Here is a 25932-nt window from a genome sequence, read left to right on the forward strand (position 1 = left end):
ATGCTATGGCTGAAACCTCGGCTACAACACCGCTGACACTGGCCGAGAAAGTGTGGCGCGACCACGTCGTGACCAAGGGCGAAAACGGTGAGCCCGACCTCATCTATATTGACTTCCAGCTCCTGCACGAGGTTACCTCACCGCAGGCGTTTGACGGCCTGCGCATGAGCGGACGCACCATGCGTCACCCGGAGCTGCACCTGGCTACAGAAGACCACAACGTGCCAACGGAAGGCATTATCAGCGGCAACCTGCTGGAGATCTCCGAGCCTACGTCGCGTACCCAGGTGGAAACGCTGCGGAAGAACTGCGAAGAGTTTGGCGTGCGCCTGCACCCAATGGGTGACGTAAAGCAAGGCATTGTGCACACCGTTGGCCCGCAGCTTGGCATCACGCAGCCGGGCATGACCATCGTGTGCGGTGACTCGCACACCTCCACCCACGGCGCGTTTGGTTCTATCGCCATGGGCATTGGTACGTCCGAGGTAGAGCACGTCATGGCCACCCAGACGTTGTCGCTGAAGCCTTTTAAGACGATGGCGATTGAGGTCACCGGCGAACTGGCCGAAGGGGTCACCGCCAAGGACCTGATCTTGGCCATCATTGCCAAGATCGGCACCGGCGGCGGCCAAGGCCACATCATTGAGTACCGCGGTGAAGCCATTGAGAAGCTCTCAATGGAAGCACGCATGACTATCTGCAACATGTCCATCGAAGCTGGCGCACGCGCCGGTATGGTGGCGCCGGATGAGAAGACGTTTGCCTACGTTAAGGGCCGCGAGTTTGCGCCCAAGGGTGCGGACTGGGACGCAGCAGTGGAGTACTGGAAGACGCTGCCGACTGATGAGGGCGCAGCCTTTGACACCGTCGTAGAGATCGACGGCTCCAGCCTGACCCCCTTTGTCACCTGGGGCACCAACCCGGGCCAGGGCCTGCCGCTTGGTGCGAATGTGCCGGATCCGGAGGACTTTGGTGATGAGGCCTCCAAGCAGGCTGCAGCCAAGGCGCTGAAGTACATGGATCTGACGCCGGGCACCCCGCTGCGTGAGATCGCAATCGATACGGTCTTCCTCGGCTCTTGCACCAACGCCCGTATTGAGGACCTACGTGCTGCCGCCGAGGTGGTGAAGGGCCGCACCATCGCGGAAGGCACTCGCATGTTGGTCGTGCCGTCTTCCACCATGGTCAAGCAGCAGGCAGAGGAGGAAGGTCTCGACGTAATCTTCACCGAGTTCGGTGCTGAATGGCGTACCGCCGGCTGCTCCATGTGCTTGGGCATGAACCCGGACCAGCTCGCACCGGGGGAGCGCTCCGCGTCTACCTCCAACCGCAACTTCGAAGGCCGCCAAGGCCCGGGTGGACGCACCCACCTGGTTTCCCCACTGGTGGCCGCAGCTACCGCGGTAACCGGCCATCTTGCAAGCCCCGCTGACCTGTAGAAGGAGATTTCAACCATGGAGAAATTCACCACCCACGTCGGCGTCGGCGTGCCGCTGACCCGCACCAACGTAGACACTGACCAGATCATCCCTGCGCGCTACCTCAAGCGCGTATCTCGCACCGGTTTTGAGGACGGCCTGTTTTCCAACTGGCGCGAAAACGAGGCTGACTTCGTGCTCAACCAGGATGCGTTTAAGAACGGCTCCGTCCTGTTCGCCGGCGAGGATTTCGGCACCGGCTCCTCGCGTGAGCACGCTGTCTGGGCGCTCATGGATTACGGTTTCCGTGCCGTGTTCAGCCCACGCTTTGCGGATATTTTCCGCGGCAACTCCGGCAAGGCCGGTCTGCTCGCAGGCATCATGAGCGAATCCGACATTGAGCTGATTTGGAAGCAGCTTGAGCAGCAGCCAGGCCTTGAGGTCACCGTCTCGCTTGAAGATCGCACGGTCACGGTGGGGGAGAACACCTACACCTTTGACATCGATGACTACACGCGTTGGCGCCTCATGGAAGGCCTGGACGATATTGGGCTGACGCTTCGCAACGAGGAGGCGATTGCCTCCTACGAGGCGTCGCGCCCGTCGTTTAAGCCTGCTGTTGTGCCTGAGTAACTTGCTGGTGCACGTCAGGGGCGAACGTCTCTAAGAAGGCCAAGCAGGTGTTGACCACCCCGTCGATGGCGCTGGTCAGGTGCGCGCGGAACTGCTCTTCGGTGTAATCCCAGTAGCCCGGCATGGTGTACGCCACGCCAAGGGCTGTTAGGTCATTTTCCTTGTCCTGAAATGCAGAGACCGAAGGGTAGGCGTTGTTGAGGTTGTAGTCGCGCGCCCACGCCATAAGTTTCTCGAAGCGGTCCGCCTTGACCGCGTCAACGGCCACGGTGGTTGCCACGATCACGTTCGGGGCGAGGAACTTCACCTGCATGCCAATGCCGCTAAACCCAGTCTGCAACGTCTGGGTTTTTTCGTTGGCGTCATACTGCCAGCCAAGCTCATCAAAAGCCTTGGTGGCGAGATCAAACGATAGCGGGGTAAACGTCTCAGTAGTCTCGGGTGTCTCAGTTGCCATGGTGCTTAAGCCTCTGTTGTTCCGGTCGTGTCTGCGTCGGTGGTTTCGCTTCCACCGGTAGGTGGCATCTCATCCGCGATGTGCGGCAGAGTCTTGCGCAGGTCCCTCTGCAGGTCATGGATGGTGGAGAAGTAGAACTGCAGCATGGCCTTGAGCTGGCCATCCGTAACACCGTGCGGTGCAAACAGCGGCGCCTCTAACAGCACGATGGTGGAGTTATCGGAGCGCGTGATTGGGTGGGTGCGCACAAGTGGCATGAAGCGGTTGAGCTCATTGGCGCGCAGACGCACAGTGGCAGTGTCTTCCTCAGACTCGATCAAGCCCAACCAGCGCGTGGTGATCTTGCAGCCGATCTCAGCAAACTCGAAAAAGCATGCCATGCCGGGAAACGCCGTTACGGTCAGCCCCTCCTCATTGCGGAAGTGCTGCAAGTTCAGGCCGCTAAGCTGCGCTTCTAGGCGCTCTTGGGTCAGCGGCTCCAGTGGGCCAGCGACGGGGCTGGTGGCGGTATCAGTCATAAAACTAATGTTCCTTATCTTTCGGGTTTGTTCAGGCTTACTGCACTGGCAGGGCGGTTGGGACGTAGTCGGCGCCGGTGAGTTTGCCGTCGCGGAAGCTCAACACCCACGTCGAGCCCTTCTTCGCCAGAATGTCAGTGTCAATGGGCAGTGTGCCTTGGGACGACAGCCACGCAATCATCTGCGGGATCGTTTCACCCTGGCTGCAAATCACGCTCACGCCACCAAGAGCCACCACATCCATGAAGGCTTGTTGGGCGTCAACCATGTTTTCCAACCAAGCGTCGTCCCCAAAGCGACGGTCCACGGTCACGTCCAGATTCAGCTCGTCTGCAAGCGGAGCCACTGTTGCTTGGCAACGATCAGGTGCAGCCGTAAAGATCCGCTGCGGGTGAAACGGCGCCAGCATGGGCACCAGCATCTCTGACTGGCGGCGGCCCTTCTTATCCAGCGGGCGCAGGTTGTCATCGCCCGTCCACTTCTTCCGATCATGTGCGCGGGCGTGGCGCACGTACAAGATGCGCGAGGTTGTCGGCGTGTTAAACCGCTTCTGCGCCTTGGCCAGCACCTGACGGTCCAACTCGTAGCTCATGATTTCTTTGGCTTGATCAACCGGCAGCCAACGGATCTCATCAACCTCATCGTTGGGCACGAACTCACCACCGGTGACCTCACCAGTCCAGTAGTAGACCACCTTGGTGGTGTTTTTCACCGGGTAGACGGTCTTGCCAATGAGCTTGCCCAAGCGCACGTCATAGCCGGTTTCCTCTTTGATTTCGCGCACTGCGGTTGCAATGAGGGACTCACCCGGGTCGAGCTTGCCCTTGGCCAACGACCAATCGTCATAATGCGGGCGGTGAATGCACGCCACTTCCAAAGAATCGGGGTTATCAGCGTCCCCACGCCACATGACGGCACCCGCGGCCAGTGTGGTGCGGGCAAACTCCTTGTGTGGTTTAAGCGGGATTTCTTGATGACGGCCGGTGATAAACATCTCCCCAGCGCTATCTTTGTCCTGCTCGTGCAAGTTGGTGGGGCGAGAAGTGTTTCCAGACATAGGTTCCATTGTTGCGCACTCGCCGCAAGGCTGCATATTTACTGTGCCCCCGTAGTGACCCACACGGTCCGACACAGTCGCACACCGTCCCACACAGCACCCGCGCGGATGTTAGCGTTAGTAACGCATTTTTATCGCAGGCTGCATTTTGCACACGGATGTTGGAGGTTGGTTGCGGATGGTCAACGTTGCTGTCATGGGTGCCGGTTCCTGGGGCACGACGCTGGCCAAGGTGTTTGCAGACGGCGGTAACTCCGTCACGCTATGGGCTCGCCGTACGAAGCTGGCGCAGACCATTAGTCAAACCCACGAAAACCCCGACTACCTGCCCGGTATTCGCCTGCCGGAGGCGATCTCGGCGGTTGATGATGCCCCTGCAGCGCTGGCAAGCGCGGACATTGTTGTCTTCGCGGTGCCCAGCCAGACCATGCGCCAGAACCTGACTGAGTGGGCTTCGCACCTGCGTCCGGATTCCACGCTCGTGTCCATCTCTAAGGGCATTGAGGCGCAGACCCATATGCGGATGAGCGAGATCATCGCGGAGGTTACCGGCGCGTCCAATGAGCGCATCGCGGTGCTGTCTGGCCCGAACTTGGCGCGTGAGATCGCCGAGGAGCAACCGGCTGCCACGGTGATTGCCTGTGAAAACGAGAACCGCGCGAAGCTGGTCCAGGCTGCGTGTGCCACCAATTACCTGCGCCCGTACACCAATACGGATGTCATTGGGTGTGAGATCGGCGGTGCCACCAAAAACGTGATCGCGTTGGCCTGCGGCATGGCGGCGGGCCAGGGCCTGGGGGAGAACACCATTGCTACGTTGATCACTCGTGGTCTTGCAGAGATCACCCGCCTGGGTTTGTCGCTTGGCGCAGATCAGCGGACCTTCTCGGGTCTTGCGGGTCTGGGCGACCTGGTTGCAACCTGTTCTTCGCCGCTGAGCCGTAACCGTACGTTTGGCCACGCCCTTGGCCAGGGCGCAACCATTGAGGAAGCGAAGGCTGCGACGAAGGGGCAGGTGGCGGAGGGCGTGGCGTCGTCACGCAGTATCTTCCAGCTCGGCCAAGCGCAAGGGGTGGACCTGCCGATTACGCAGGCAGTGCATGCGGTGTGCCACGGGGACTTAAAGGTTGCTGAGGTGATTGCGGCACTGATGGGTCGAAGCAAGAAATCGGAGTAGCGGCGGGTAGGCTCGACCCGTGGTTCGTATAGCTGTCATCTACGGTGGTCAGTCCACCGAGCACTCCATTTCCTGCATCTCCGCCGGCGCGATCATGGCGCATTTGCCCAAAGATCGTTTTGAGATTTTCCCGGTGGGTATTCGCCGTGACGGCACGTGGGTGGAGGGAGAGCTCGACCCAGTGGCAGGAGCTACCTTGCCGGAAGTCAGTGGCTTAAGGGCAGTTTGCTTGTCGACGTCACCGTTAACCCCCGGCACCTTCTTCAACCCAGAAACCGGCGAGACGGTCGCTGAGGTGGATGTGATTTTCCCGGTGCTGCACGGCAAATTTGGTGAAGATGGCACCATCCAGGGCCTGTTTGAGCTTTCCGGCGTGCCCTATGTTGGCCCGGGCGTGCTGGCGTCTGCCTGCGGCATGGATAAGGAATACACCAAGAAACTTGTTGCCGCAGAAGGCATTGCGGTGGCACCTTCAGTGACGCTGCGCACCCCGCACCAGCAGCTGGATGAGACGCAGCATGAGCGCTTGGGGTTGCCGGTGTTTGTGAAGCCGGCAAACGGTGGTTCCTCCATCGGTGTGTCCAAGGTGGAGCGCTGGGAAGATTTCGACACAGCGCTCAACGAGGCCTTCAAACAGGACAACAAAGTTCTGGTGGAGGGGGCGCTGGTAGGCGATGAGGTTGAGGTTGGCGTGTTGCAGTACCCGGATGGGAGCATTGCAGCCTCTGTTCCGGCCAAGCTCAACGGCACGGAGGACTCTGATGAGGGCTTCTACGGTTTTGAAACCAAGTACCTGGACAACCACGTCACGGCCACCATCCCGGCCCCGTACGAGCAGGCAGTGACGGAGAAGCTGCGCGAGCTTGCCGTGGTGGCGTTTCAGGCGCTGGACTGCAAGTCGCTCGCGCGCGTGGACTTCTTCCTTACCCCTGATGGCCCGGTGCTCAATGAGATCAACACCATGCCCGGCTTCACGCCAATTTCCATGTACCCGCAGGTGTGGCAGGCCAGTGGCGTGGGCTACGCCGAGCTTCTAGAAACGCTGGTGGCTACTGCGCTTGCGGAGCAGCCGGAACCTCGCGGGCAATAAGGTCAGACAAGTTGGTGATGATCTCGTTGCTGCCGGTAATTGGCATAGATGCGGCGAGATCCGTCTTACGCCCAAGCGCGTAGAACACATCCATACCGTCAACGACGTCTTGGAACCACGGCACCTCATTGACCTGGGTTAGAGAAGCGCCAGGTGCGTAGTTTTCCGGCGGGGTAACACCGCAGCGCAACACAACGGGTTCTGCGCCCGGCTTGGTCCAGGTAAGGGTTGAGGGGGTTGCGGGGTCGCTGATAAGCGAAAAGCCCTCGGCGATTTCCTTCGGCGCGTTTTCAAGCAAGCCGTCGCACACATCGGTTGCAACCGCCTCAAGCGCGCTCAGCGGTGCCGGAGCAGGTGCGATATCTGCCTGAGGCAGGGTGGAGGCATCAATGTCCGCGATCGGGGATCGGCGCACCTGCGCGGTATCAGCAGTTACCGCAACAACGGGGGAGCGATCCACCGTAAACCAGGTAGCCAACGTGGTTGCCGGGTCATCCACGCGCAGCCACTTCGCGCCGTGCGCTTCCTCAGGCTCCGAGTACACGTTGTACTGCATTGGCATATCCACGCCACAACGAAGCGTGACGCGCTCAGTAGAGGAACGCTGCCACGCCGTGGCACCAGCAGGTACCGGCTCCGCCAGATTTGCACGCTTAAAACCGGCAACCTTCTCCGGCAGGGTGCCCATGAACTGCGCACACTCAGCGGAATCAGCCTCCGCCGAAGGCAGCTGTGGCAACGTCACCGGCTGCTGCGCGGCTTGCGTAAACACCACGCGGGCGCCGATTAGCACCGCAAGGACAAGCCCAAGTGCGAGGGCAAGGATGGCGTAAACGGCCTTCCGGTTAATCTGGTTGGCATTGTGCAGTGTCGAGCTCATGGCGGCTCAGTCTACTGAAAGGCCTAGTTACAACCGTGATTCACACCGGCTTCCCCACCCACGGACCCACGCTTGGAGACGTTGGGGAGCACGACGTTATCCAAGCAATTGTCAACGCAGCGCCATCAGCGCTCAACGGCGACGACGCCGCGGTGCTCACCCCGTCAGTGCCCAATTCACGCGTTGTGGCGGCGACCGACATGCTGGTGGCCGGCAGGCATTTCACGGAAGAGTTCACTACGCCATACGCGGTTGGCCAAAAGGCGGTGGTGCAAAACTACGCCGATATTGAGGCCATGGGCGCAAACCCGATTGCCGCACTGCTTGCAATCTCCGCGCCGCCGCAGACGCCGCTTGCTGTTATTGAGGACCTTGCGCGTGGCATCGGGGACATAACCCAGCACTGGACGTCCGAGCTTGTTGGCGGTGACGTGACTTCTGGCAGCGAACTGGTTATCTCCGTCACCGCGATCGGCTCTATCGGCGGCAACCTCGATGCCCTGCGACTCAACCGGGCACGCCCGGGCCAGCGCGTTATCGCCCACGGCAGAATTGGCTACTCCGCGGCCGGGCTGGCACTGCTGCAGTCCGGCAAAGATATCCCGGATGAGTTCGACGTGCTCATCCAAGCTCACCAGGTACCCCAGCTCACCCCGGGCAGCGGTGTGGTGGCACGTGCAGCCGGCGCAACGGCCATGACCGATAACTCGGACGGCCTGATCAAGGACTTAAGTACGCTTGCACGCAACTCAGGAGTTTGCATTGACCTGACCTCTGTGGCGCTTGCTCCAGACGCGGTGCTGACTGCCGCCGGCGACTACCTGGGCGTGGATCCTTGGCGGTGGGTACTGACCGGGGGAGAGGACCACACGCTTATTGGTACGTGTGATGGTTCCGCACCCGTGGGCTTCCGCAGCATCGGCACTGTGAGCAAGGGGGCAGGCGTGCGTATCGACGGCCACGCGCCCACCTACACCGACGGATGGGAGAGCTTCTAAATGTCACTTCCAATCCATGAATCCTGGGCGTCCACACTGGCAGAAGTCGAAGACACCGTCCATGCCATTGGTGACTTTTTGCGCAGCGAGCCCGCGTATCTTCCCAGCGGCAACAACATCTTGCGCGCCTTCAATCAACCCATGGACGACGTCCGCGTGCTCATCCTTGGCCAGGATCCGTACCCAACACCTGGCCACCCCATGGGACTTGCGTTTTCCACCCAGCCAGGCGTTCCCGCACCGCGTTCGCTGGTGAACATCTACAAAGAGCTCAACGCGGACCTTGGTATACCCCCGCGTACAGACGGCGACCTTTCCTCTTGGGCCAACCAGGGCATCTTGTTGCTCAACAGGGTTCTGACTGTGCGCCCCGGGGAGCCGGGCTCACACCGCGGCAAGGGCTGGGAGGACGTCACCGAGTGTGCGATCCGCGGGCTAGCTGCACGTGGCACGCCGTTGGTTGCCATCTTGTGGGGCCGCGACGCGCAGACTGCGCAGAAGTTTTTGGGTGATACGCCGGTGATTGCCTCCCCGCATCCGTCTCCACTGAGCGCGTCGCGTGGCTTCTTTGGTTCGCGGCCTTTTTCGCGGGCAAATGAGGCGCTTCTTGCCCAAGGGGCCGAACCTGTGGACTGGGCGTTGTAAACTACACCCTCATGGCAGTACCACCCCATTTTGACGGTGCGCGGCTTATGTCCTGGGCGCGGCGCGCAAGTGATGAGCTCAACCGTCGGCGGGTGGAGATCAACCAGCTCAACGTGTTTCCTGTTCCGGATGCGGATACCGGCTCCAACATGGCGCACACGATGGCCTCTGCGGTGCGTGAAGCAGAGACACTTGGTGAGGATGCCAATGCGCGGCAGGTCGCCGAGGCCCTGGCAGTTGGCGCGGTGCGCGGTGCGCGCGGCAATTCGGGCGTGGTGCTTTCCCAGGTCATCCGCGGGCTTGCGCAGACGATTTCGGAGGAAACCCCCGGCGGCATTGTGATTGCAGATGCACTGCGTGCCGCCGTGTCGTTTGTGGATCGTGCGATTGCAGACCCGGTGGAAGGCACCGTGATTACGGTGCTGCGCGCGGCATCCGTCGCGGCAACCGAGGCTGTGACGCAGGCGGCGAACCCGCAGGATCCCACGATTGCAGAGGTTGCGTCCGCAGCCACTGAGGCGGCCCGCGTTGCCCTGGCTAACACGCCGTCCCAGCTGGAGGTGCTGCGTGAAGCTGGTGTGGTGGACGCTGGCGGTACTGGGCTTGTGGTGTTGCTGGAGGCGTTGGATGAGGAGTTGGGGGATGGGGTTGACGTTGGCGTCTATAAGCAAAAGCCCCAGCCTGTGGCTGAGGGAGTACACCACGGTACGGCGAGCAACCTGGAGGTCATGTTCCAGTTTGCGGGTGACGTGGACGCGCTTGAGGCAGCGATCGGGCCTATGGGGGATAGCTTGGTCACCGCGCGGTTGAGCGAAACCCAAGCCAAGGTGCATATTCACTCTCGGCGCGCAGGGGATGTGATCCAGGAGGCCTTCGCCCGCGGCGAGGTGAGCGATCTACGCCTAGAGGTGTTGCCCGCGGAGCCGACCACGGCGGCGCCGGAGCGCATGATCTTGGCGGTCACGCCTCCTGGTTCGCTCACGCAGCTGTATCGCGAGGCCGGTGCGGTAACAGTAGCGCCAGGCAAGGACGTGGTTGCAGATATTTTGGGCGAGATTCGTCGGGGTGATGCCAGCGAGGTGCTGCTTTTGCCCAACGGCCTGTTGGGCGGGCGTGAGATGGCGTCTGTGGAGAAAGCTGCGCGTGCCTTTGAGCAGCAGGTGACGTTGCTGCCTACGGTGCGTTTGGTTTCCGGCATTGCTGCGCTTAGTGTGCACGACCCGAACCAGCCGCTGGCCACGGCCGCGTTCGCCATGTCAGAGGCCGCAGGTGAAATGCGTACCGCGGTTGCGCACCGGGCGCCAAGGGCGGGTCTGTTGCAAGGCGGCGCCGTTGCCAAGGGGGACGTGGTGGTTACCGCGCACGGTGAGACCGTGTTTATTGCAGATAACGCCAGGGAAGCCATTGAGGGCGTGTGCTCGCGCTTTTTGGAACACGGCGGTGAGCAGGTCACGGTGTTCTATGAGCCTGGGGCGCTGGATGAGGATTCGCTTGCGTCGATAGAAGCAAAGCTTGCGGTAAGCGTCTTTGCCTACCCGGCTGACGGGTTGGGTGTTGTTGCTGAAATTGGTGTGGAGTAGCCGAAATGCTTGGCTTCGATGACACGCGTCCGCTGAACCTGATCATTCCGTTGAAGCAGGCCCGCGCGATCTCGAAGCATTTGGGGATTGACACCTGCGGGGAGCTATTGCGCCACTACCCGCGCAGGTACGTCCACTATGGCTCTGGGGAGAGCCTTTTCGGGATGCAGCCCGGGGATACGGTGACGTTGATTGGTGAGGTGGTCAACACCCGCGTCTTTCCCAACCGCAAACAGCCAAGTCGCAAGATCTTCAAGGTGGAGATCCATGATGGTGATCAGATGTTTGACGCCACCTTCTTCGGCTCAGAATACGCAATGCGGGTGCTCAGGCCAGGTACGCGGGCGATGTTCACGGGCAAGTACTCGCTGTTTCAAGAGCGTCCCCAGCTGCAGCATCCGGACTTTGTGCTTTTAGACGGCCCGACGCAGGCAACCGGTTCACTTCGCCAGCTTTCCTACTTCGGCGATTTGGATGAGATTTTAGGCGGCCGCAAGTGGCTGCCGTTGTACCCGGCCACCAAGAACGTGAGTACGTGGACGATCATGGGCGCGGTCCACATGGTGCTGAAAAACCTGCCGAAGATTGAGGAACCGCTTGGATTTACACCCATTGGGTATCTGCCGCTAAACGCTGCGATACGCCAGATCCATGATCCGGGGATTAAGGGGCCGAAAGCCGCGATTGAGCGGTTGAAGTATGACGAGGCGCTCTCCGTTGCCCTTGCCATGGGGGTGCGCCGCGCCGATACCGAAAACCGCAGTGCCAAGCCGCTACGTCCCAGGGCTGAGGGCCACCAGGCGACGCTTCTGGAGCGCTTGCCTTACTCGCTGACGGACGGCCAGGACCTGGTGCTGCGTGACATTAGCGCGGATATGGCGCGCTCGATCCCCATGAGCCGCTTACTGCAGGGCGAGGTCGGCTCCGGCAAGACTATTGTTTCTTTGCTGGCCATGCTGCAGGCAGTCGACGGCGGGGCACAGGCGGCGCTGCTTGCACCCACAGAGGTGTTAGTGATGCAGCACGCGCGCTCGTTGACTACCACGTTGATGAACGCCGGGGTGCCGGCCACGGTGGTGGCGCTGACTGGGTCGATGTCTGCTGCGGCAAAGCAGGAGGCGCTGCTGAAGATTGTCACCGGTGAGGCCGACATTGTGGTGGGTACCCACGCGCTGATTCAAGAGGGCGTGGAGTTTTTCAACCTTGGCCTTGTTGTGGTGGATGAGCAGCACCGCTTCGGCGTGGAGCAGCGCGACAAGCTGCGCGCCAAGGCCGGCCAGTACACCCCGCACCTGTTGGTGATGACGGCAACGCCGATCCCGCGCACCATCGCCATTACCGTCTTTGGTGATCTGTCCGTGTCCACGCTCAAGGAGCTGCCGGGTGGGCGCAAACCCATCCAGTCTTCCGTGGTGCCGGAGTTCAAACCCGCCTGGGTGGCGCGCGCCTGGGAGAAGATGCGCGAGGAGATCGCCATCGGCCACCAGGTGTACATCGTCTGCCCGCGTATCGACGGTGAAGGCGGCGTCACCGAGACCGCCGCCTGGCTATCGGCCACAGAATTCCCGGGCTTGAACGTGGACGTACTGCACGGCCGCATGAAGGGCGCGGAAAAAGACGAGGTGATGAGCGCGTTTGCCGCGGGCAAGATCGACGTGCTGGTGTCCACCACGGTTATTGAGGTTGGCGTGGACGTGCCCAATGCCACGGTGATGATGGTGCGCGAGTCCGAACATTTCGGCATCTCCCAGCTGCACCAGCTGCGTGGGCGCATTGGGCGCGGTGGCAATGCCTCGCTGTGTCTCTTCCACACCACAGCAGCTGAGGACAGCCCCTCGTTTGAGCGTGTGCGCCAAGTGGCAGCCAACATTGACGGCTTTGCGTTGGCAGAGCTTGACCTGCTGCTACGCCGCGAAGGTGACGTCTTAGGCACTGAGCAGTCCGGTATTGCTCGCACGTTGAAGCTGGTGAACCTGGTGGATGATTTTGCCGTGGTGCAGCGCGCGTATAACGACGCGGCGGGGATTGTTGCAAACAACATTGAGTTTGCCCGTGCCGCAACGGCACGGTTTGTCCCTGAGGACTTTGAATACTTGGATAAGAGCTAGGTTAGGGTAAATGCCATGTCAATGACCCGAATCATTTCTGGTGAGGCCCGCGGCCGCAAGATTAAAGTGCCGCCGGAGGGCACCCGTCCAACTTCGGATCGCGCACGTGAGGGCCTGTTTTCCTCGCTGCAGGTGCGCTTCGGGTTTATCGGTGAGCGTGTGCTTGACCTTTTCGCTGGCTCCGGCGCGCTCGGTTTGGAGGCAGCCTCGCGTGGTGCGGAGTCTGTGGTCTTGGTGGAGCAAGACGCCAAGGCCGTGGAGATTATCAAGCACAACGCTGGTGTGGTAGGGCATCCGAATGTGACCATTGAGCAGGCCAAGGTGTCTGACTACGTGGCGCGCGCCCCGCGCAAGCATTTCTCCATGGTGCTGGCGGATCCGCCCTATGACCTGTCTGATGAGGCGGTGGCGGAGATGGTTGAGGCTCTCAAGCCTTTGCTTGTCGACGGCGCCGTGGTAGTCATCGAACGCCACCGCGAAAGCCCTGAGACCGACTGGCCTGCGGAATTTACCCCAACCGGGCAGAAGCTGAAGAAACGTCTCTACGGAATTGCGCGTATGGATATGGCTGTCTACACCGACCCTGATGCACCCGAAGTACCTGACACGCCCGAAGGAGAAGCCTAGGATGACCACCGCGGTTTGCCCCGGCTCGTTTGACCCGATCACTAACGGACACTTGGACATTGTCACTCGCGCCGCGCGCCATTTTGACAAGGTCATCGTCCTAGTCACTGGTAATCCCACCAAAAAATCGGGCCTTTTTAGCATTGAAGAGCGTGTAAACCTCATCCGCGAAGTTACCCAGCATCTGCCAAACGTGGAGGTGGATAACTGGGGCGGGCTGCTGGTGGATTACACCACGGCCCACGGTGTGACGGCGTTGGTAAAGGGACTTCGCACGGCGCTTGATTATGAGTACGAGCTGCCCATGGCGCAGATGAACCGCAGGCTCACCGGCGTGGATACGTACTTTTTGCTCACGGATGAAAAGTACGGCTACATTTCGTCTTCCCTGACCAAGGAAGTGGCCAAGTACGGCGGCGACATCACGGGCCTTGTCCCTGATCACGTGCGCGAGGCGATGGTGGAGAAGCTGCGTCCGGGTGAGGCGCCGGGTGAGGCGCAGTGACGCTCGTCCTTGTCGGTATCTTCTTTGCCATCTTCGGTGGCGCCGCACTGCAACGAATCTCCGGTATGGGCTTGGGGCTCATCGCAGCCCCTGCGCTGTCGGTGTTGCTGGGCCCGGTTTCTGGTGTGCTGATGGTCAACGTGTTGGCCACCATGAACGCCGTGGCCAACACGTATTCCATGCGGGAACATGTGGATTGGAAGCGGTTTGCGCCAATTGCCGCTGCGCTTGTGCTGGGGGCGGTGCCGGGTGCTTTTTTGATCCGTGCGATTTCCACAGACCTGCTGCTGATCATTGTGGGCGTGTTGCTCTTGATCGCGCTGAGTACCGTAACCCTGGGCAAGCGCTACATCCCGAATATTGAGGGCACGGTGCCCTCAGTAATTGCCGGCACTGTCGGCGGGTTTATGAACACACTTGCCGGTGTAGCGGGGCCTTCGATTACCGTCTACGCACACGCGGCGCGGTGGCCGAAGGAGATCTACGCGGCGACGCTGCAGCCGATCTTTTTGGTTGGCGGGGCAGTGTCCTTTGCCATCAAGGAAGCGACCGGTGCCGCCAATCTCGCCGCTGTTACCCCAGAGACGTGGGTGGTTGGCATCATTGCGATGGTGCTGGGCATCATCGTTGGCACCCGTGTGGCGCCGCGCGTGCCGGTGAACCTGGCGTACCGCATTGCGTTGTCGCTTGCTATCTTCGGCGGGTTCACCGCGCTTGTGCGCGGCCTGGTTGGGATGCTCAGCGCTTAGAACAGGGTGGACAGGAACGCCTTGGTGCGCTCCTCCTTCGGATTATCCAGCACCTCATCGGCTGTGCCCTGCTCAACGATCACGCCGTCAGCCATAAAGACGATGTTGTCTGCAACCTCGCGGGCAAAGGCCAACTCGTGGGTAACTACCAGCATGGTCATGCCATCATCTGCAAGCTGGCGCATGACGCGCAGGACTTCGCCGACGAGTTCGGGGTCGAGGGCGGACGTTGGCTCGTCGAAAAGCATGAGCTTTGGATCCATGGCAACCGCACGCGCGATAGCCACACGCTGCTGCTGACCACCTGAGAGTTGGATGGGGTAGGCATCCGCCTTGGACTCCAAACCGACCATCCTGAGCAGTTCCATCGCGCGGGCCTTTGCTTGCGCTGCGGGCACGCCCTTGACGTGGACCGGGGCCTCAATGATGTTGTCCAACACCGTGCGGTGGCCAAACAAGTTGAAGTTCTGGAACACCATGCCAATCTCACGGCGCTGCTTGGCGGCGTCCTTTTCGCTCATCTCATGCAGCACGCCGTTGCGCTCGCGGTAACCAATGAGCTCAGCATCCACATACAGGCGGCCAGCCGTGACCTTCTCCAAGTGGTTTACGCAGCGAAGCAGCGTGGATTTACCGGAACCAGACGGGCCGATGATGCAGGTGACAGTGCCCGGCATAACCTCCAGATCAATGCCCTTGAGCACATCCAGATTGCCGAACGACTTCCAGACATCCACCGCCTGGACCATGGGGGTGTGTTTAACGGTCATGGTGTGTTAGCGACCTTTCTTCTCAGGAGCTTCGATGATCTGGACATTGTTCGGGATCGTGCCCTCAGCATCAGCAAGGCTAGCCAGCTGACGAGCGGTGAGCTGGCGAGTCACACCACGGTCAAAGTAGCGCTCCAGGTAGTGCTGGCCAACCATCAAAATCGAGGTGATGACCAGGTACCAGGTCGCCGCAACCAAAAGCAGCGGCACCGGCTCAAAGAGTGCTGCAGCAATGTCCATCGAGCGGCCGTAAAGCTCATAGGAGTAAGGCACCGCAACCACAAGAGAGGAGGTCTTAAGCAGGGAGATGAACTCATTGCCGGTTGGCGGGATAATGATGCGCATTGCTTGGGGCAACACGGTGCGTCGCATAGTTTGGGACCAGCCCATACCGAGCGCCTTAGATGCTTCAATTTGGCCCTCTGGCACAGAAGAGACACCGGAGCGGACAATCTCGGCCATGTACGCCGCCTCATTCAGACCAAGGCCCACCACGGCCAGCATGAATGCCGAGGACGTAAACGGATCCAGGGAAATCTGGGCGAAACCAACATTGATCGAGTCATAGATCGCACCGATGAGCCCCCAGAACATCAACTGCACGTACACCGGGGTGCCACGGAAGATCCAGAGGAATAGCCACGCAATCGACTTAAATACCGGATTCGGGCTCATACGCATCACGGCCAACACCACGCCGCCGATCACGCCGATCAGCATGGCCAGCACCGTAATGGCGATGGTGTGCAGCGCCGCCGTGGCAATGCGGGTATCTAGCAGGTAGGCGAAGTAAGTGGACCAGCCGTAAGCCTCGTTGCGTGCCGCGCCGATAACAAACCAGATAGCAAGCGCCAAAAGTACAGCGGCTAATACCCAACGGCCCGGGTGGCGAAGCGGCTTTGCCTCAATGCGCTGCGGACGCTGCTTTGTTCCTGGCTGTTGTGATCCGTCCCCGCCGGTGGGCAGTGTTACTTGATTACTCATAGTTAAAAATCCCTGTCTTTACCGTTGTCTTTACGGCTACTGCCTAATCGGCTCTTCATTAATCAACGCTTCTTCAAGGTGCCCGTTGTCCACACCCCACTGCGCAAGAATCCGGTCATAATCGCCAGTGTCAATGAGATGCTGCATAGCTGCCGCAAGCGCAGGTGCGAGCTCCGAGCCCTTTGGCACGGCAATGCCGTACGGGGCTGCATCAAACATCTCACCGGTCAGCACAAGCTTGCCGTCAGAACGCTGGACCGCCCACGCTGTCACGGGGGAGTCAGCGCTGACCGCATCAGCACGACCAACAAGTGCAGCAAGTGAGGCGTTATCCGCGGTATCAAAAGACAGCACCGTGATCGGTTCCTCGCCAGCTTCTTCGCAGGCCTCGCTCTTCGGGCGTACGTCGTCTGTCTCAGAGACTGTCGTGCGCTGTACCGCGACCGTCAAGCCGCATGGGTTGCTCGGGTCAATATCCGTACCGGGCTGCGTTGCCCACTGGATGCCGGCGTAGAGGAAGTTGACAAAATCAAAGGTCTTGCGGCGTTCCTCATTATCGGTAAACCCGGACATACCAGCATCAAGGCTGCCGGCTTGAACTGCGGGCAAGATGAGTGAGAAGTCCATCTCCTGCGGGTCAAACTCAAGCCCCATGATGCTGGCTAGTGCGCGTCCAAGGTCAAGCTCTAGGCCAATGAGTTGGCCTTCAGAGTCTTTGAACTCAAAAGGTGCGAATGGGGGATTGGCGCCGATAGAAAACTTGCCGTCGGCACTGACCTTGGAGGGCACCATCGCGGCGATTTCTGGGACGGTGTCGGGCTCAATGGCCTCCCAGCCCTCCGGGTTGCCGCCCTCATGGTTAGTCACGCAACCTGCAAGGCTCACCGTTGCTGCAAGAGCAACAGCGGCGGCTGAGGCGCGTTTGAAGTGTTGTGAAATCTGCATAGGTCTTTCGGGTTAAAAATTACGCTCTACTGCATAATAAACCCTTTACTCATGCATGCGGGAATCCTTCCGGCGCGCCCTGAAGGTGGATTAGAAGGTGAGCGTCGGGATTTCTACACCTGCGTATCGGAGCCCACGCATCACCAGCTCAGTCACCTGACCGATGACCAGCAAACCGAGCAGGACCGGGATGATGACAGACGTTGCCTGGCTAGAGCCACGGGAGCTCTGCGCCCAATCGCCGGTGAACATGCCAGAAGACATCATGGAAGAACCCTGCAGCTCCTGCTTGAACAGCTCAACAGGGTTTGCCGTATCAGGGATGGCGGAGCCGACCGCCCATGCCTGGACGAAGTCCTTGCCTTCACCCTCTGGCATGTCCTTGGTCCAGTCCAGGAACATGTCGGAACTGGAGACCTTCTTCAGCGGGTTCTTGTCTGGGTCGATGTACATCGGGTCGGTGTACGGATCCGGGTTCAGCTTCTCCAGGGCCGGGGAAGGTGCGCCCAGGGTTGGCCGCGGCGGAACATTCTTCGACTCATCACGAGTGGAGCCGGCCTTCTCGGCAGAGGATTCAGCGTCCTGGTTGTCCGTCTTATCCGTCTTATCCGAGCTCGAAGTGGTGTCACCCTCAGCCGCCACTGCGGATACAGCGGTAGAGCCGGTGAAGATGACAGCAGCAGCAAGCGAGGAGGCAAGAATTTTACGCATGACGGAGATAATAACGGTTTACGCAGGCTACGACCAACGCTTGAGATTTACTAGATGTTGAATGCGCTGCGCGCTTGCTCGATTGCAGCCTTTACTGCGGGTGGCAGCGGTAGTGCGTCAGCGTTGAGAGCGGCGAAGCCGAGTGCTCCCAAGAGTGCTGCGAGCACGCCAACAGCGATTCCAACGCCTGCCAGTGCAGATGAGGAGCTCGAATCTTGCTGCGAGCTGCCCGATGCCGGATCACACTTCACATCACGCTTCGTTGGGCGGCCGTCCTTGTGCAGCAAGATCTCCTGGACGTCGTTGTAGACGCGGCGCTCCACACGAACAAGGTCGTAGTTGGAGTCCAAGACCGGGAACAGGTACACCGGCGTGGTTGTTAGCTTCGCTGCGACGTTGTTGGAACACTTGAGCGGCTCCAGATCCATCTGCAGGTGGCCATAGTGCTTGCCGCCGTCCTTGAGTTGGCGCACACCGTTTTCGTCGTCGATCCACATTTCCGGCTCATCGGACTGTGCCATCCACTCGCGGTAGGTGTTGAAGTCAATAGGCGAGTAGGTCCCGTCCTCATTCTTGACCCGGTAGTCGCCGCGCAGACCGTCGGCGGCCACGCCCACGTCAAAGTTGTGGAAGCCGATGCCGTCGCCGTCATCATCAATAAAGGAACGCTCGAACATCTCGTCGTGGCCGCTGATTACCGCGGCGACACCGTACTTTTCAAAGAGCGGGGTGTACACACGCATCGGTGTGCCTGGCTGTGCATCCGGGGTAGCGGACGCGGTTGCCGTGCCATGCACGCCCGAGGAGTACGGGGTGTGGTGGAACTGAACAATGATGTACTGGCCCTTTGCGCGAGCATCTGCAAGCTGTTTTTCTGCCCACTTCCACTGCTCGGAGCCTTCGCTGAAGTCTGGCTGGCTGGTGCCGCCTGCAGCATGCATGCCTTCCATGGTGAAGGAGGTGTTGGTGTCTTTGCCCCAATCGCCTTTCTCAGCAAAGAACTCCTTGTCATTGCCAGGAATGGCCTTTTCCTTCTCCTCCTTGGCATTCTCATCCGGCAGCCCCTTGGTGGAGTCCAGCGTGATCACGGTGACTGGACCGTGATCAACGCGGTAGTAGGAGTCTTCGTGCTCTGGGGTGTCGGAGCCAAACGTGTCGAAGTACGTCATGTAAGCGTTTCGGCCCTTGGCGGCACCCCAGGCGATGCCGTCTGCATCCTGGTAGGAACCGTTGGCTGCACCAAACGTCTCCCAGTTGCCCAGCGCAGTCAGCATTGGAGTGGAGCCTGCCAGATCACCGTGGTCACCGGCGACGTAGCCGAAGTACTCATCCCAGCCAGGTTGGTAGCCGCCACCTTGGCCCAAGTCACCCGCAACGAGAAGCAGGTCTGGCTTCTGCTTGGAAATCTCGCCGATGTTGTACTTCATCGCTTCATCCTGGGTGAGCGGGTAGCGCGGCTCGGGTACACCAAGGCGAGTGTTGCTGCCGAACTTTTCAAACCAAGCAGAGCCTTCACCAGGGCGATCCAGGGAACCTTCTGCAAAGGACCGGTTACGCTCCCATTCGCGAGCGCCGTCGATCTTCGGGCGGCCAGCGGGTTCCGTTTCGGTGTCAGAGAACGCCACGATACGAATGTTGTTCCAAGCATCTGCCGTTGGTGCCGTAGTAAACGAGTTCGTCTTGGAAACACCGTCGAGAGTAACCGTGTACTCATAGGTGGTTGCCGGCTTCAGTCCGGTGAAGGTCACCGAGTACTTGTAGTTGTTGTTGGACTTGAGCCAGGAGCCCTTCTCAAGGCCCTTGATCTCCTGGTCACGCTCCTTGGCGGTGTAACGCAGGTGCTCCTGCAGCTCGCCCTTGGTGGTCTCAGACTTGACCTCCTTGCCAGCTTCCTTGAGTACTACGGTCGCGTCGGTACCGAGTTCGCCGAAGAAGTTCAGCGTCATTTCGTCAGCGGCAGGCTTCTGCAAGTAGGGCAGGACACGGAAACCCGGCTGGGGTGCACGCGGATGCTCATTGATATCGAGGTAGGTGTAGTTCGGAGCCTCTGCAGCGTTAGTTACCGGTGCGGCAATAGCGGAGGTGAAGGCAGCTGCAGCGATGACGGTGGCTGGGATTAGGCGGTGAGAGCGACGAGACATGGGAAAACCTTTCCTGGAGACTGGCTGGGGTTTCTCTGATTAGAGCCCAGCGAAGTAAACGAAAGGTGAGGAGTAGTGAAAGAGTGGGTGAACCTTCTCAAGGTGCAGTGCGTTTACCGACGGTAGCTTCCTAGGCGGTTCCGCACACTGAATTAAAGGCAAAGTTGATGGGCTGCAGTGTGAGAAAAGTGTAAGAATATCTGCATGACTTTTGACGATTTCGAAATGCCCAAGCCCGTTGACTACCACCTTGAAAACGGCGAGGAACTCCATGCTCAGTACCCGGATACGTTCGGCCTCCCGAAACGATCCGCACGTGAGAACCTCAAGGTGGGGGACATAGTCAAGCTGATCTTCGTGCTGAATGATCCTGACCCCAGCATGCCTGGCGCTGAGCGCATGTGGGTTACCGTTTCAGCAGGGCGGGGGAGTAACTACGTCGGCGAGCTGAATAATGAGCCCGCTCTGGTGCAAGGCGCAAAAGTCGGGGACTTCATTGAATTCGGGCCGGAGCACGTCATCGATATTTACGAAGAGTGACGTAGTGGCGGGACGGGATGCTTCGTCCCGACGAATGAATCGAGAACGTCGGTAGCATTTACGGCATACAGCGAGAAGCATCCACGAGGAGGTCGAACTCCGTGAATGGAACTATTGAAGCTTTACTGTTTTTCATCGGGGCGATTCTATTTATGGTTCTCTGTTGGACCTTCTACCTCCGGGTCGTTCGGAAAGTCCCTCAAGATGAGGAATGGTATGACGCATCCGAACCAGAGGGTGCAGACAGTGATGGCGCGCTCTTCATCTTTCCTTACGGTTCGCTAATTTTGGGTGCTCGCGGTATTGAGGGCCTGGTAAGAATGGCCAACTTTCCCGATCCCGTCCAGACCGTGCTACTTGTTCCGCCCGTTGTACTTTTAATCATCGGGTTCATTGGATTTACGGGTGCGGTCGGCATTCCACTGCCGTGGCCTTTTGTCCCACGCTGGGTTGTGGACATCCGTAAAGCCAAACGCGCGAGAAGGCGGGAACGCTGGCAAGGCAGGAAAACGAACAAAAGCCCCGAGACATAACTGGAAGCGTTGCCTCGAGACTTCAGAGGGTTTCGGAAAACTCCCTGGCCACAACCAACGTAACTCGGTTCCGAGCTTAGTTCCACGGCAACCTCTGTCTAGTTCCAGATGGATCCTAGCCGGTTCCCGAAAATAGCCCTCTCACAGCGGAAATCGAAACGCATGCCGTCTCGAAACTTCGCTTCAAGGCATCACCCGCTGCGGAAGACGCATCAGAAGGCGGACCGAGAAAGACTGGCCTAAGTTCATTTGCTCAGGTTGTGTTCATCGTTAAGTGCCCGCTCATGGATTTCCAACTCACGCTCCAAAGCGTTACCCGCTTCGGTGAACGTTTCGGAGAGCGCTGCAACGAGACCTAACGAGACGACCTCAGAGTGGAAGAGTGCGTCGAAAGCGTCCTTCTTGCCGTTTTCCCATTGGCCGACAAGCGCTTTGATCTTGTTTTTGACCATTCGCTCGCGTTTCGTGACAACGGTTTCCGGAAAGAGCGTGAATTCGAGTGCTCGGCGGGCCTTCTCTTCTTTGCTGGCTATCTCTTTGCCTACTTTCCACTTGGCGTGGACATAGGTATTACGTGCGGCGAAAGGCTTAGCAAGGTCTTTCGCTATGCCCGCACAGGTGCCGCATGTTCCGTTGTTCGCAATGCTTTTGCGAAGGCCATCCCCGAAGGAGTGAGCCTCGGCTGACAGGCCCGCGAGCTCCTCATCGGAGAACAGCACGTCGGCCAGGTCCGCGAGAAGGTTTTCGACTCGGGACGCGGCCAGGACAACCGAGGCGTAGAGGACGAGGAAGTCGTTACCGAAGCGCTTGAGGAACGGCAGGGGGTCTTGGCGAGCAAAGGGCAGGATCTTCGCATAAGGCTCGGAGAGCTTCTTTACCGAGTCGAGAAAGTGTGGTGGGAACGCGAGATCTTTCAGTTGTTCGTTGAGCGAGGCGAATAGCGTGTCGAATTGCCGCTGCGCAGTGTCGCTGAGGTCAGGCAATTCGGGAAGCGGTTCGAGTGGCCCGCAGTCGGCAAAGTTTCCCGCATTGAGCCACCTCTTCATCGACGGGGCGAGGTTGAGACTCGCCTTCTCGGCGGCTGCGTGGGTGACGGACGTGTTGAACGAGGCGAACTGGTGGGCAAAGGTCTCACTCAGGGCAGGTGAGAAGAACGCTGGGTCCGTTTTCGCCCAAGTTTCCCAGACGCTCGGAGGCAGGCTGAGCTGCTTCCCGGCAATTTTCGTGACGAAGTCTGAGTCGAGTTTACGCAGGGACTTGCCCCAAGCCTTTTCGACTATGGGCTGCACAGTTTTCTGCATTGCTGCGTAGCCCTCTGGGTCGTTTTTGCGCCAGATGTCGTTGAGGTTCTCGCCTTCGAAGTCGGTGAGAGGACGGTTGTGAAAGTCTGCCGTGGGCGTACTGGTGTCCTCGGTGCCTTTTCGAGTGGAGTCTCCGGAGGGGAAGTCGGAGCCGTTTTCCGGCTCGTTGGGGATTTCGTCGTGCTTGTATGGCTCGGTCATAGGTCCAGTGTGCATGATGGACGAGACGGGCACGAAGGGTTGAAACCTGACTTAGGCCAATTTAGTGCGGAAGTTCGTGGCCGGTGATCGCTTGGATGGTGGCGGCGAGGTCGGGCGGCAGTGGTACGGCGGCGTGGATGGTTTCGCCGCTGACGTTGAGTTGAAAGCTGCGGTATTTTTTGAGTGTTCTTACGAGGCGTTTGATGGATTGCCCACTGCGGGTTTCCATGAGATGCGCAACTGCTAGCGCGGCGATGACAATATTGAGGTGTGCGGTAATCGAGTCTTGTTTCCGCGCGTAGATCGGGCGGGCTTTTAAGTCTGATTTCGACATCCGAAACGACTTCTCGATGTTGAACAACCTGCGGTAATGTCCGATCACTTCCTCAGCGGGAAGAGTAGTCAGGTCAGTTTCGTAGCCTTTGATTCCTGCCAACGCCCGGTGCTTGGCAGCGAGGGCGTAGTTGACTTTCTTGTTCGGGGCAGCAAGGTCAATGTAACGGTTGCGTTTGATGGCGGTCTCGCCGTCAACAGCGCGTTTGGCTTTCGCGATTTGTTCTTCAATACCACGCAGGCTGCGCCGGGCCCGATCGTGGGAGTACTGGAAGTGGGTCACCGAGTTCGGGGTAGCATGTTTGCGACCGTCACTTGCCGAGAGTTGTGTCCAGATCTGGCCGTGGGTGTAAGTAGTGTCTGGATGCTTGCGGCGCCAGGTGTCGATCACCTCGGGCACGGTGGGGGTTTTCACCGACAAGATGTAATGCAAGCCCGCATCGATAAGCGCTTGTTTATTCGCCGCGGAAAACATCCCCGCATCCGCGACCACGGTGACTTCGTCGAGCTGGTAGGCGTCTTGAAACCGTGTAATCATCGGCAGCATCGTGTGAGTTTCGGCGGAGTTGCCAGCAAACGCCCCGACATGCAAAGGAAACCCGGTGGCGTCTGTCAGTAGTCCCACCAGAATCTGCGGTTCGACCCGGCGTTCTTTGGAAAACCCGGGTTTACGAAGCTTATCGGGGGTATCTGTTTCGAAATACAGTGTGGTCACGTCGTACAAGATGAATGCGCCCGGCCCAATCCCGGCATGATGGGCCAACGCCTGGGACAAGATCTCCCCAAACGATTCGGTAGCAAAGCATGCAAGGCGCCTTTGGATAGTGCGGTAGCTTGCGCTGGTGACTCCGACCTCGGCAAGAGTCTCGATGGAATCGAGCTTTGAACCGGGGTGAATGATCCTGGCACGTACAAGATCACGAAACACCAGATCATTACCGGTGGCCGCAGCAAGGCCTAACTCGTCGAAACACGTATCAATGCAGTTCAGCAGGTAACCGGCACGCTGACCGACTACCGGTAGCGGATTATCCACACTGCCCGTTGCAGATGGAGTGTGATCAACTTCGCCGAAATCCAACGCGAGTTGGTCACCATCAACGATGCGTTGGGCTTCAGCACGTAAAAGCGCAAGCTCAGACTCCGAATGCGCCGAACCGACATGCTTCATCCTTTTGGAACCTTTGCGTTCAGAGAACACGACCTGCACCGCTGTTGCCCCGGAGCCGGTTGTGACGGTGCGGATATAAGGACTCACAAAAATCAGACTACTGATCACCCCCGCCACTACCCACTTAGTGCGGAAAATTCTCACACTGACAAAGAAAACCACCAGCTAGCAGTGTCAAGAGTGACGTTGCTCACCCACCCATGGCCTAAGTCGGGTCTCCGGAGGGGAAGTCGGAGCCGTTTTCCGGCTCGTTGGGGATTTCGTCGTGCTTGTATGGCTCGGTCATAGGTCCAGTGTGCATGATGGACGAGACGGGCACGAAGGGTTGAAACGTACGTACGAAAACAGGTTACGTCCAACAAGCAAGAGCTTTACCTGGGTGAACCGCTCCTCGTTCACAGTGGGGTAAACGCCGAGCCCCGGGCTTCAGCTAATCCATGAATTGCACGATTGTTAGGCCGAGATAAACACCGCGATACCAGCTGAAAGAATCGGTAGATAGAAAGCAAGTATCGACCACGATTTCCACACACTCGGACCTGGGAGAAGCCGGTCAATCCATCCTGGAACAGATTCGGGCCAGGCGCCTCGCTCCCGCAAGGAGACGCAATCGGGAAGATTATCGGGCTGCAAACAGAAGGTCGTGAAACTCTTCTCTCCAGTGGCTACCACCCGATACATAGCTCGATAGGTCTTCTCTTGCCGCAAATAATTCGCGTCTATGTACGCAGCAAGGACGGTGGCCCCGACTCCAAGCAGTGCTACCCACGGGCTGTCTTGTACTATCGCGTAACCGAAAGCCGCGGTAGCCACGGGCAGGAACCATGCCTTGGTGTTCGAAGAGGCCGAGGACATTCGCGTAATGATCGCCTGGATAAATTCGAGATGCTTGCGGCGATCCTCTCTGTCTTCCGCAGTGAGCTCGGTCATTGCAGGATCATCTTTCTCGCGTCCTGGCGAAGCTTTTGATGCACTGCATCCTTTTCGGTTTCCGAGTAGGAAGTTTCGTCAGGCCAAATAGGCCCCATTGCGTCCACCTCATATCGAGGTACCAGATGAATGTGAAGGTGAAACACCGTCTGGGTGGCGGCCGACCCGTTGGATTGAATGATATTCAAGCCATCCGGATCGAGGGATTCGTGGATGAGGTCAGCCAATCTCTTAGTGGCGAGGGCCAGTTGACTTGCCGTTGCACTGTCTAGCTCCCAAATGTTGGGAACGTGCGTTCTGGGAACAACGAGTACATGTCCAAGCACAGCTGGCTCAATTGGGAAGAAGGCTACAACGTTCTCATCCCGGTAAATCTCACGAACGTCCGAATCGTCAAGGCTTACAATTTCGCAGAACGGGCAATCAGTTTCGGCTTCGAGCATAATTATCTACCCACATCTCCAGATTGTTGGCAATGTCGTTATAAACCGACTTACTATCCCAGCCTTGAGGATTTATTAAGGGTACTCGCTGATCGAGATAGGTCCCATCTTCGAGTTGAACATTGGAGAACGGGTTAGCTCCCAGCGAGCTGGTATCACCGTATCTATCAGCAAGACCGTGGATTCTAACGCCGAGTAAGGGACGGCCGTCGTTCCAGGCTTTACGAATCTCATAATCGACCCACCGACTACTAGCGGTCGTAGCACCGACCAAAACGATGACAGCCTTGGTGTAATTCATTTGTTCGTGAATCCATTCCATAATGGCTTTATCTGACCGGAGGCGTACTTGCTCCCAATCTTGTCCAGTGAAGGCTGCTCCTCCAGTGACCGCACCCATTTGAATCACTTGTTGAACTCTCCAGTTATCTGGTTCGTACTGGAAGCTGTAGAAAACTGATTTAGGCATGATGCTCTCCTTCTAAGT

Annotated in this window: 27 protein-coding genes; 13 read left to right on the top strand and 14 right to left on the bottom strand. The window is 58.8% G+C overall.

The features are described 5' to 3' along the window. The first annotated feature begins 5 nt into the window (after positions 1-5). Together leuC and leuD are read left to right on the top strand one after the other, a co-directional pair. Positions 6-1439: a 3-isopropylmalate dehydratase large subunit gene (leuC, locus tag I6I71_RS08570; protein WP_201820404.1), complete on the top strand. Its 1434-nt coding sequence runs from the start codon at positions 6-8 to the stop codon at positions 1437-1439. 15 nt (positions 1440-1454) lie between these two features. Further along, on the top strand, positions 1455-2051 hold the full coding sequence (gene leuD / locus I6I71_RS08575; RefSeq protein WP_052204528.1) for a 3-isopropylmalate dehydratase small subunit: 597 nt from the start codon (positions 1455-1457) through the stop codon (positions 2049-2051). Here the strand turns inward: leuD and I6I71_RS08580 are convergent. From I6I71_RS08580 to I6I71_RS08590, 3 genes are read right to left on the bottom strand one after another with little or no spacing between them, the layout of a single operon-like run. Beyond that, on the bottom strand, positions 2026-2508 hold the full coding sequence (locus I6I71_RS08580) for a hypothetical protein (protein ID WP_201820407.1): 483 nt from the start codon (positions 2506-2508) through the stop codon (positions 2026-2028). The two genes, leuD and I6I71_RS08580, sit on opposite strands and share 26 nt — an antisense overlap. Before the next feature lie 5 nt (positions 2509-2513). Further along, positions 2514-3026 (bottom strand): type III secretion system chaperone family protein, encoded by a 513-nt coding sequence (locus tag I6I71_RS08585; protein ID WP_070494726.1) that lies wholly within the window; start codon positions 3024-3026, stop codon positions 2514-2516. A 37-nt stretch (positions 3027-3063) separates the two neighbouring features. Then, the gene (locus tag I6I71_RS08590) at positions 3064-4083 is read right to left on the bottom strand and encodes an NUDIX hydrolase (protein WP_201820410.1); all 1020 of its coding nucleotides are present in this window, start codon (positions 4081-4083) and stop codon (positions 3064-3066) included. A 178-nt stretch (positions 4084-4261) separates the two neighbouring features. On the opposite strand from I6I71_RS08590, the gene I6I71_RS08595 reads away from it, so the two are divergent. After that, positions 4262-5260, top strand: coding sequence for an NAD(P)H-dependent glycerol-3-phosphate dehydrogenase (locus I6I71_RS08595; protein WP_052204520.1), 999 nt, complete (start codon positions 4262-4264; stop codon positions 5258-5260). A gap of 19 nt (positions 5261-5279) precedes the next feature. After that, positions 5280-6350: a D-alanine--D-alanine ligase family protein gene (locus tag I6I71_RS08600; RefSeq protein WP_201820412.1), complete on the top strand. Its 1071-nt coding sequence runs from the start codon at positions 5280-5282 to the stop codon at positions 6348-6350. On the opposite strand, the gene I6I71_RS08605 is transcribed toward I6I71_RS08600, so the two are convergent. Beyond that, the gene (locus tag I6I71_RS08605; protein ID WP_201820415.1) at positions 6310-7230 is read right to left on the bottom strand and encodes a DUF3515 domain-containing protein; all 921 of its coding nucleotides are present in this window, start codon (positions 7228-7230) and stop codon (positions 6310-6312) included. The two genes, I6I71_RS08600 and I6I71_RS08605, sit on opposite strands and share 41 nt — an antisense overlap. A gap of 35 nt (positions 7231-7265) precedes the next feature. Between I6I71_RS08605 and I6I71_RS08610 the strand changes: the two genes are divergently transcribed. The 7 genes from I6I71_RS08610 to I6I71_RS08640 are packed head-to-tail and all read left to right on the top strand — an operon-like array spanning position 7266 to position 14442. Then, positions 7266-8228 (top strand): thiamine-phosphate kinase, encoded by a 963-nt coding sequence (locus I6I71_RS08610; RefSeq protein WP_201820418.1) that lies wholly within the window; start codon positions 7266-7268, stop codon positions 8226-8228. Beyond that, positions 8229-8873: a uracil-DNA glycosylase gene (locus I6I71_RS08615; protein WP_070494722.1), complete on the top strand. Its 645-nt coding sequence runs from the start codon at positions 8229-8231 to the stop codon at positions 8871-8873. Positions 8874-8884: 11 nt separating this feature from the next. After that, on the top strand, positions 8885-10453 hold the full coding sequence (locus I6I71_RS08620; protein WP_201820421.1) for a DAK2 domain-containing protein: 1569 nt from the start codon (positions 8885-8887) through the stop codon (positions 10451-10453). A gap of 5 nt (positions 10454-10458) precedes the next feature. After that, positions 10459-12561, top strand: a complete 2103-nt coding sequence (locus tag I6I71_RS08625) for an ATP-dependent DNA helicase RecG (RefSeq protein ID WP_201820424.1) — start codon at positions 10459-10461, stop codon at positions 12559-12561. 21 nt (positions 12562-12582) lie between these two features. After that, positions 12583-13188, top strand: coding sequence for a 16S rRNA (guanine(966)-N(2))-methyltransferase RsmD (rsmD, locus tag I6I71_RS08630; protein WP_201823576.1), 606 nt, complete (start codon positions 12583-12585; stop codon positions 13186-13188). Between the two features lies 1 nt (position 13189). Then, positions 13190-13693 (top strand): pantetheine-phosphate adenylyltransferase, encoded by a 504-nt coding sequence (gene coaD / locus I6I71_RS08635; RefSeq protein WP_052204505.1) that lies wholly within the window; start codon positions 13190-13192, stop codon positions 13691-13693. After that, positions 13690-14442, top strand: a complete 753-nt coding sequence (locus I6I71_RS08640; protein WP_101734951.1) for a sulfite exporter TauE/SafE family protein — start codon at positions 13690-13692, stop codon at positions 14440-14442. The genes coaD and I6I71_RS08640 overlap by 4 nt, the downstream gene beginning before the upstream one ends. On the opposite strand, the gene I6I71_RS08645 is transcribed toward I6I71_RS08640, so the two are convergent. The 5 genes from I6I71_RS08645 to I6I71_RS08665 all read right to left on the bottom strand — a co-directional run bounded on the left by I6I71_RS08645 (position 14439) and on the right by I6I71_RS08665 (position 19993). Next, complete coding sequence (locus tag I6I71_RS08645) at positions 14439-15212, bottom strand: amino acid ABC transporter ATP-binding protein (RefSeq protein WP_052204502.1); 774 nt, start codon at positions 15210-15212, stop codon at positions 14439-14441. The genes I6I71_RS08640 and I6I71_RS08645 overlap by 4 nt on opposite strands. 6 nt (positions 15213-15218) lie before the next feature. Next, entirely contained in the window at positions 15219-16196 is a 978-nt protein-coding gene (locus I6I71_RS08650; RefSeq protein WP_052204499.1) for an amino acid ABC transporter permease, read from the bottom strand. A 36-nt stretch (positions 16197-16232) separates the two neighbouring features. Further along, a complete protein-coding gene (locus I6I71_RS08655; protein ID WP_201820427.1) occupies positions 16233-17141 on the bottom strand; it encodes an ABC transporter substrate-binding protein in 909 nt (302 codons plus the stop codon). 90 nt (positions 17142-17231) lie between these two features. Next, entirely contained in the window at positions 17232-17852 is a 621-nt protein-coding gene (locus tag I6I71_RS08660) for a hypothetical protein (RefSeq protein ID WP_201820430.1), read from the bottom strand. 50 nt (positions 17853-17902) lie between these two features. Beyond that, entirely contained in the window at positions 17903-19993 is a 2091-nt protein-coding gene (locus tag I6I71_RS08665) for a metallophosphoesterase family protein (RefSeq protein WP_201820432.1), read from the bottom strand. A gap of 204 nt (positions 19994-20197) precedes the next feature. Between I6I71_RS08665 and I6I71_RS08670 the strand changes: the two genes are divergently transcribed. Both I6I71_RS08670 and I6I71_RS08675 read left to right on the top strand, forming a co-directional pair. Then, a complete protein-coding gene (locus tag I6I71_RS08670; RefSeq protein ID WP_201820435.1) occupies positions 20198-20533 on the top strand; it encodes a DUF2314 domain-containing protein in 336 nt (111 codons plus the stop codon). 101 nt (positions 20534-20634) lie between these two features. Continuing rightward, entirely contained in the window at positions 20635-21066 is a 432-nt protein-coding gene (locus tag I6I71_RS08675; protein ID WP_201820438.1) for a hypothetical protein, read from the top strand. 245 nt (positions 21067-21311) lie between these two features. Here the strand turns inward: I6I71_RS08675 and I6I71_RS08680 are convergent, their stop codons facing one another. The 5 genes from I6I71_RS08680 to I6I71_RS08700 form a co-directional block, all read right to left on the bottom strand. Then, positions 21312-22568 carry a hypothetical protein gene (locus I6I71_RS08680; RefSeq protein WP_201820441.1) on the bottom strand — a complete coding sequence of 419 codons (1257 nt, stop codon included), beginning with the start codon at positions 22566-22568 and terminating at the stop codon, positions 21312-21314. A gap of 61 nt (positions 22569-22629) precedes the next feature. Then, positions 22630-24159: an IS1634 family transposase gene (locus I6I71_RS08685; protein WP_462101426.1), complete on the bottom strand. Its 1530-nt coding sequence runs from the start codon at positions 24157-24159 to the stop codon at positions 22630-22632. A gap of 366 nt (positions 24160-24525) precedes the next feature. After that, entirely contained in the window at positions 24526-25002 is a 477-nt protein-coding gene (locus I6I71_RS08690; protein WP_201820445.1) for a hypothetical protein, read from the bottom strand. Then, a complete protein-coding gene (locus tag I6I71_RS08695; RefSeq protein WP_201820461.1) occupies positions 24999-25445 on the bottom strand; it encodes an HIT family protein in 447 nt (148 codons plus the stop codon). The genes I6I71_RS08690 and I6I71_RS08695 overlap by 4 nt, the downstream gene beginning before the upstream one ends. Next, entirely contained in the window at positions 25426-25914 is a 489-nt protein-coding gene (locus I6I71_RS08700; RefSeq protein WP_201820463.1) for a TIR domain-containing protein, read from the bottom strand. Before I6I71_RS08700 ends, I6I71_RS08695 begins: the two co-directional genes overlap by 20 nt. Positions 25915-25932 lie beyond the last annotated feature (18 nt).

Origin of the sequence: Corynebacterium riegelii (assembly GCF_016728505.1) — a bacterium.
Lineage (GTDB): Bacteria > Actinomycetota > Actinomycetes > Mycobacteriales > Mycobacteriaceae > Corynebacterium > Corynebacterium riegelii.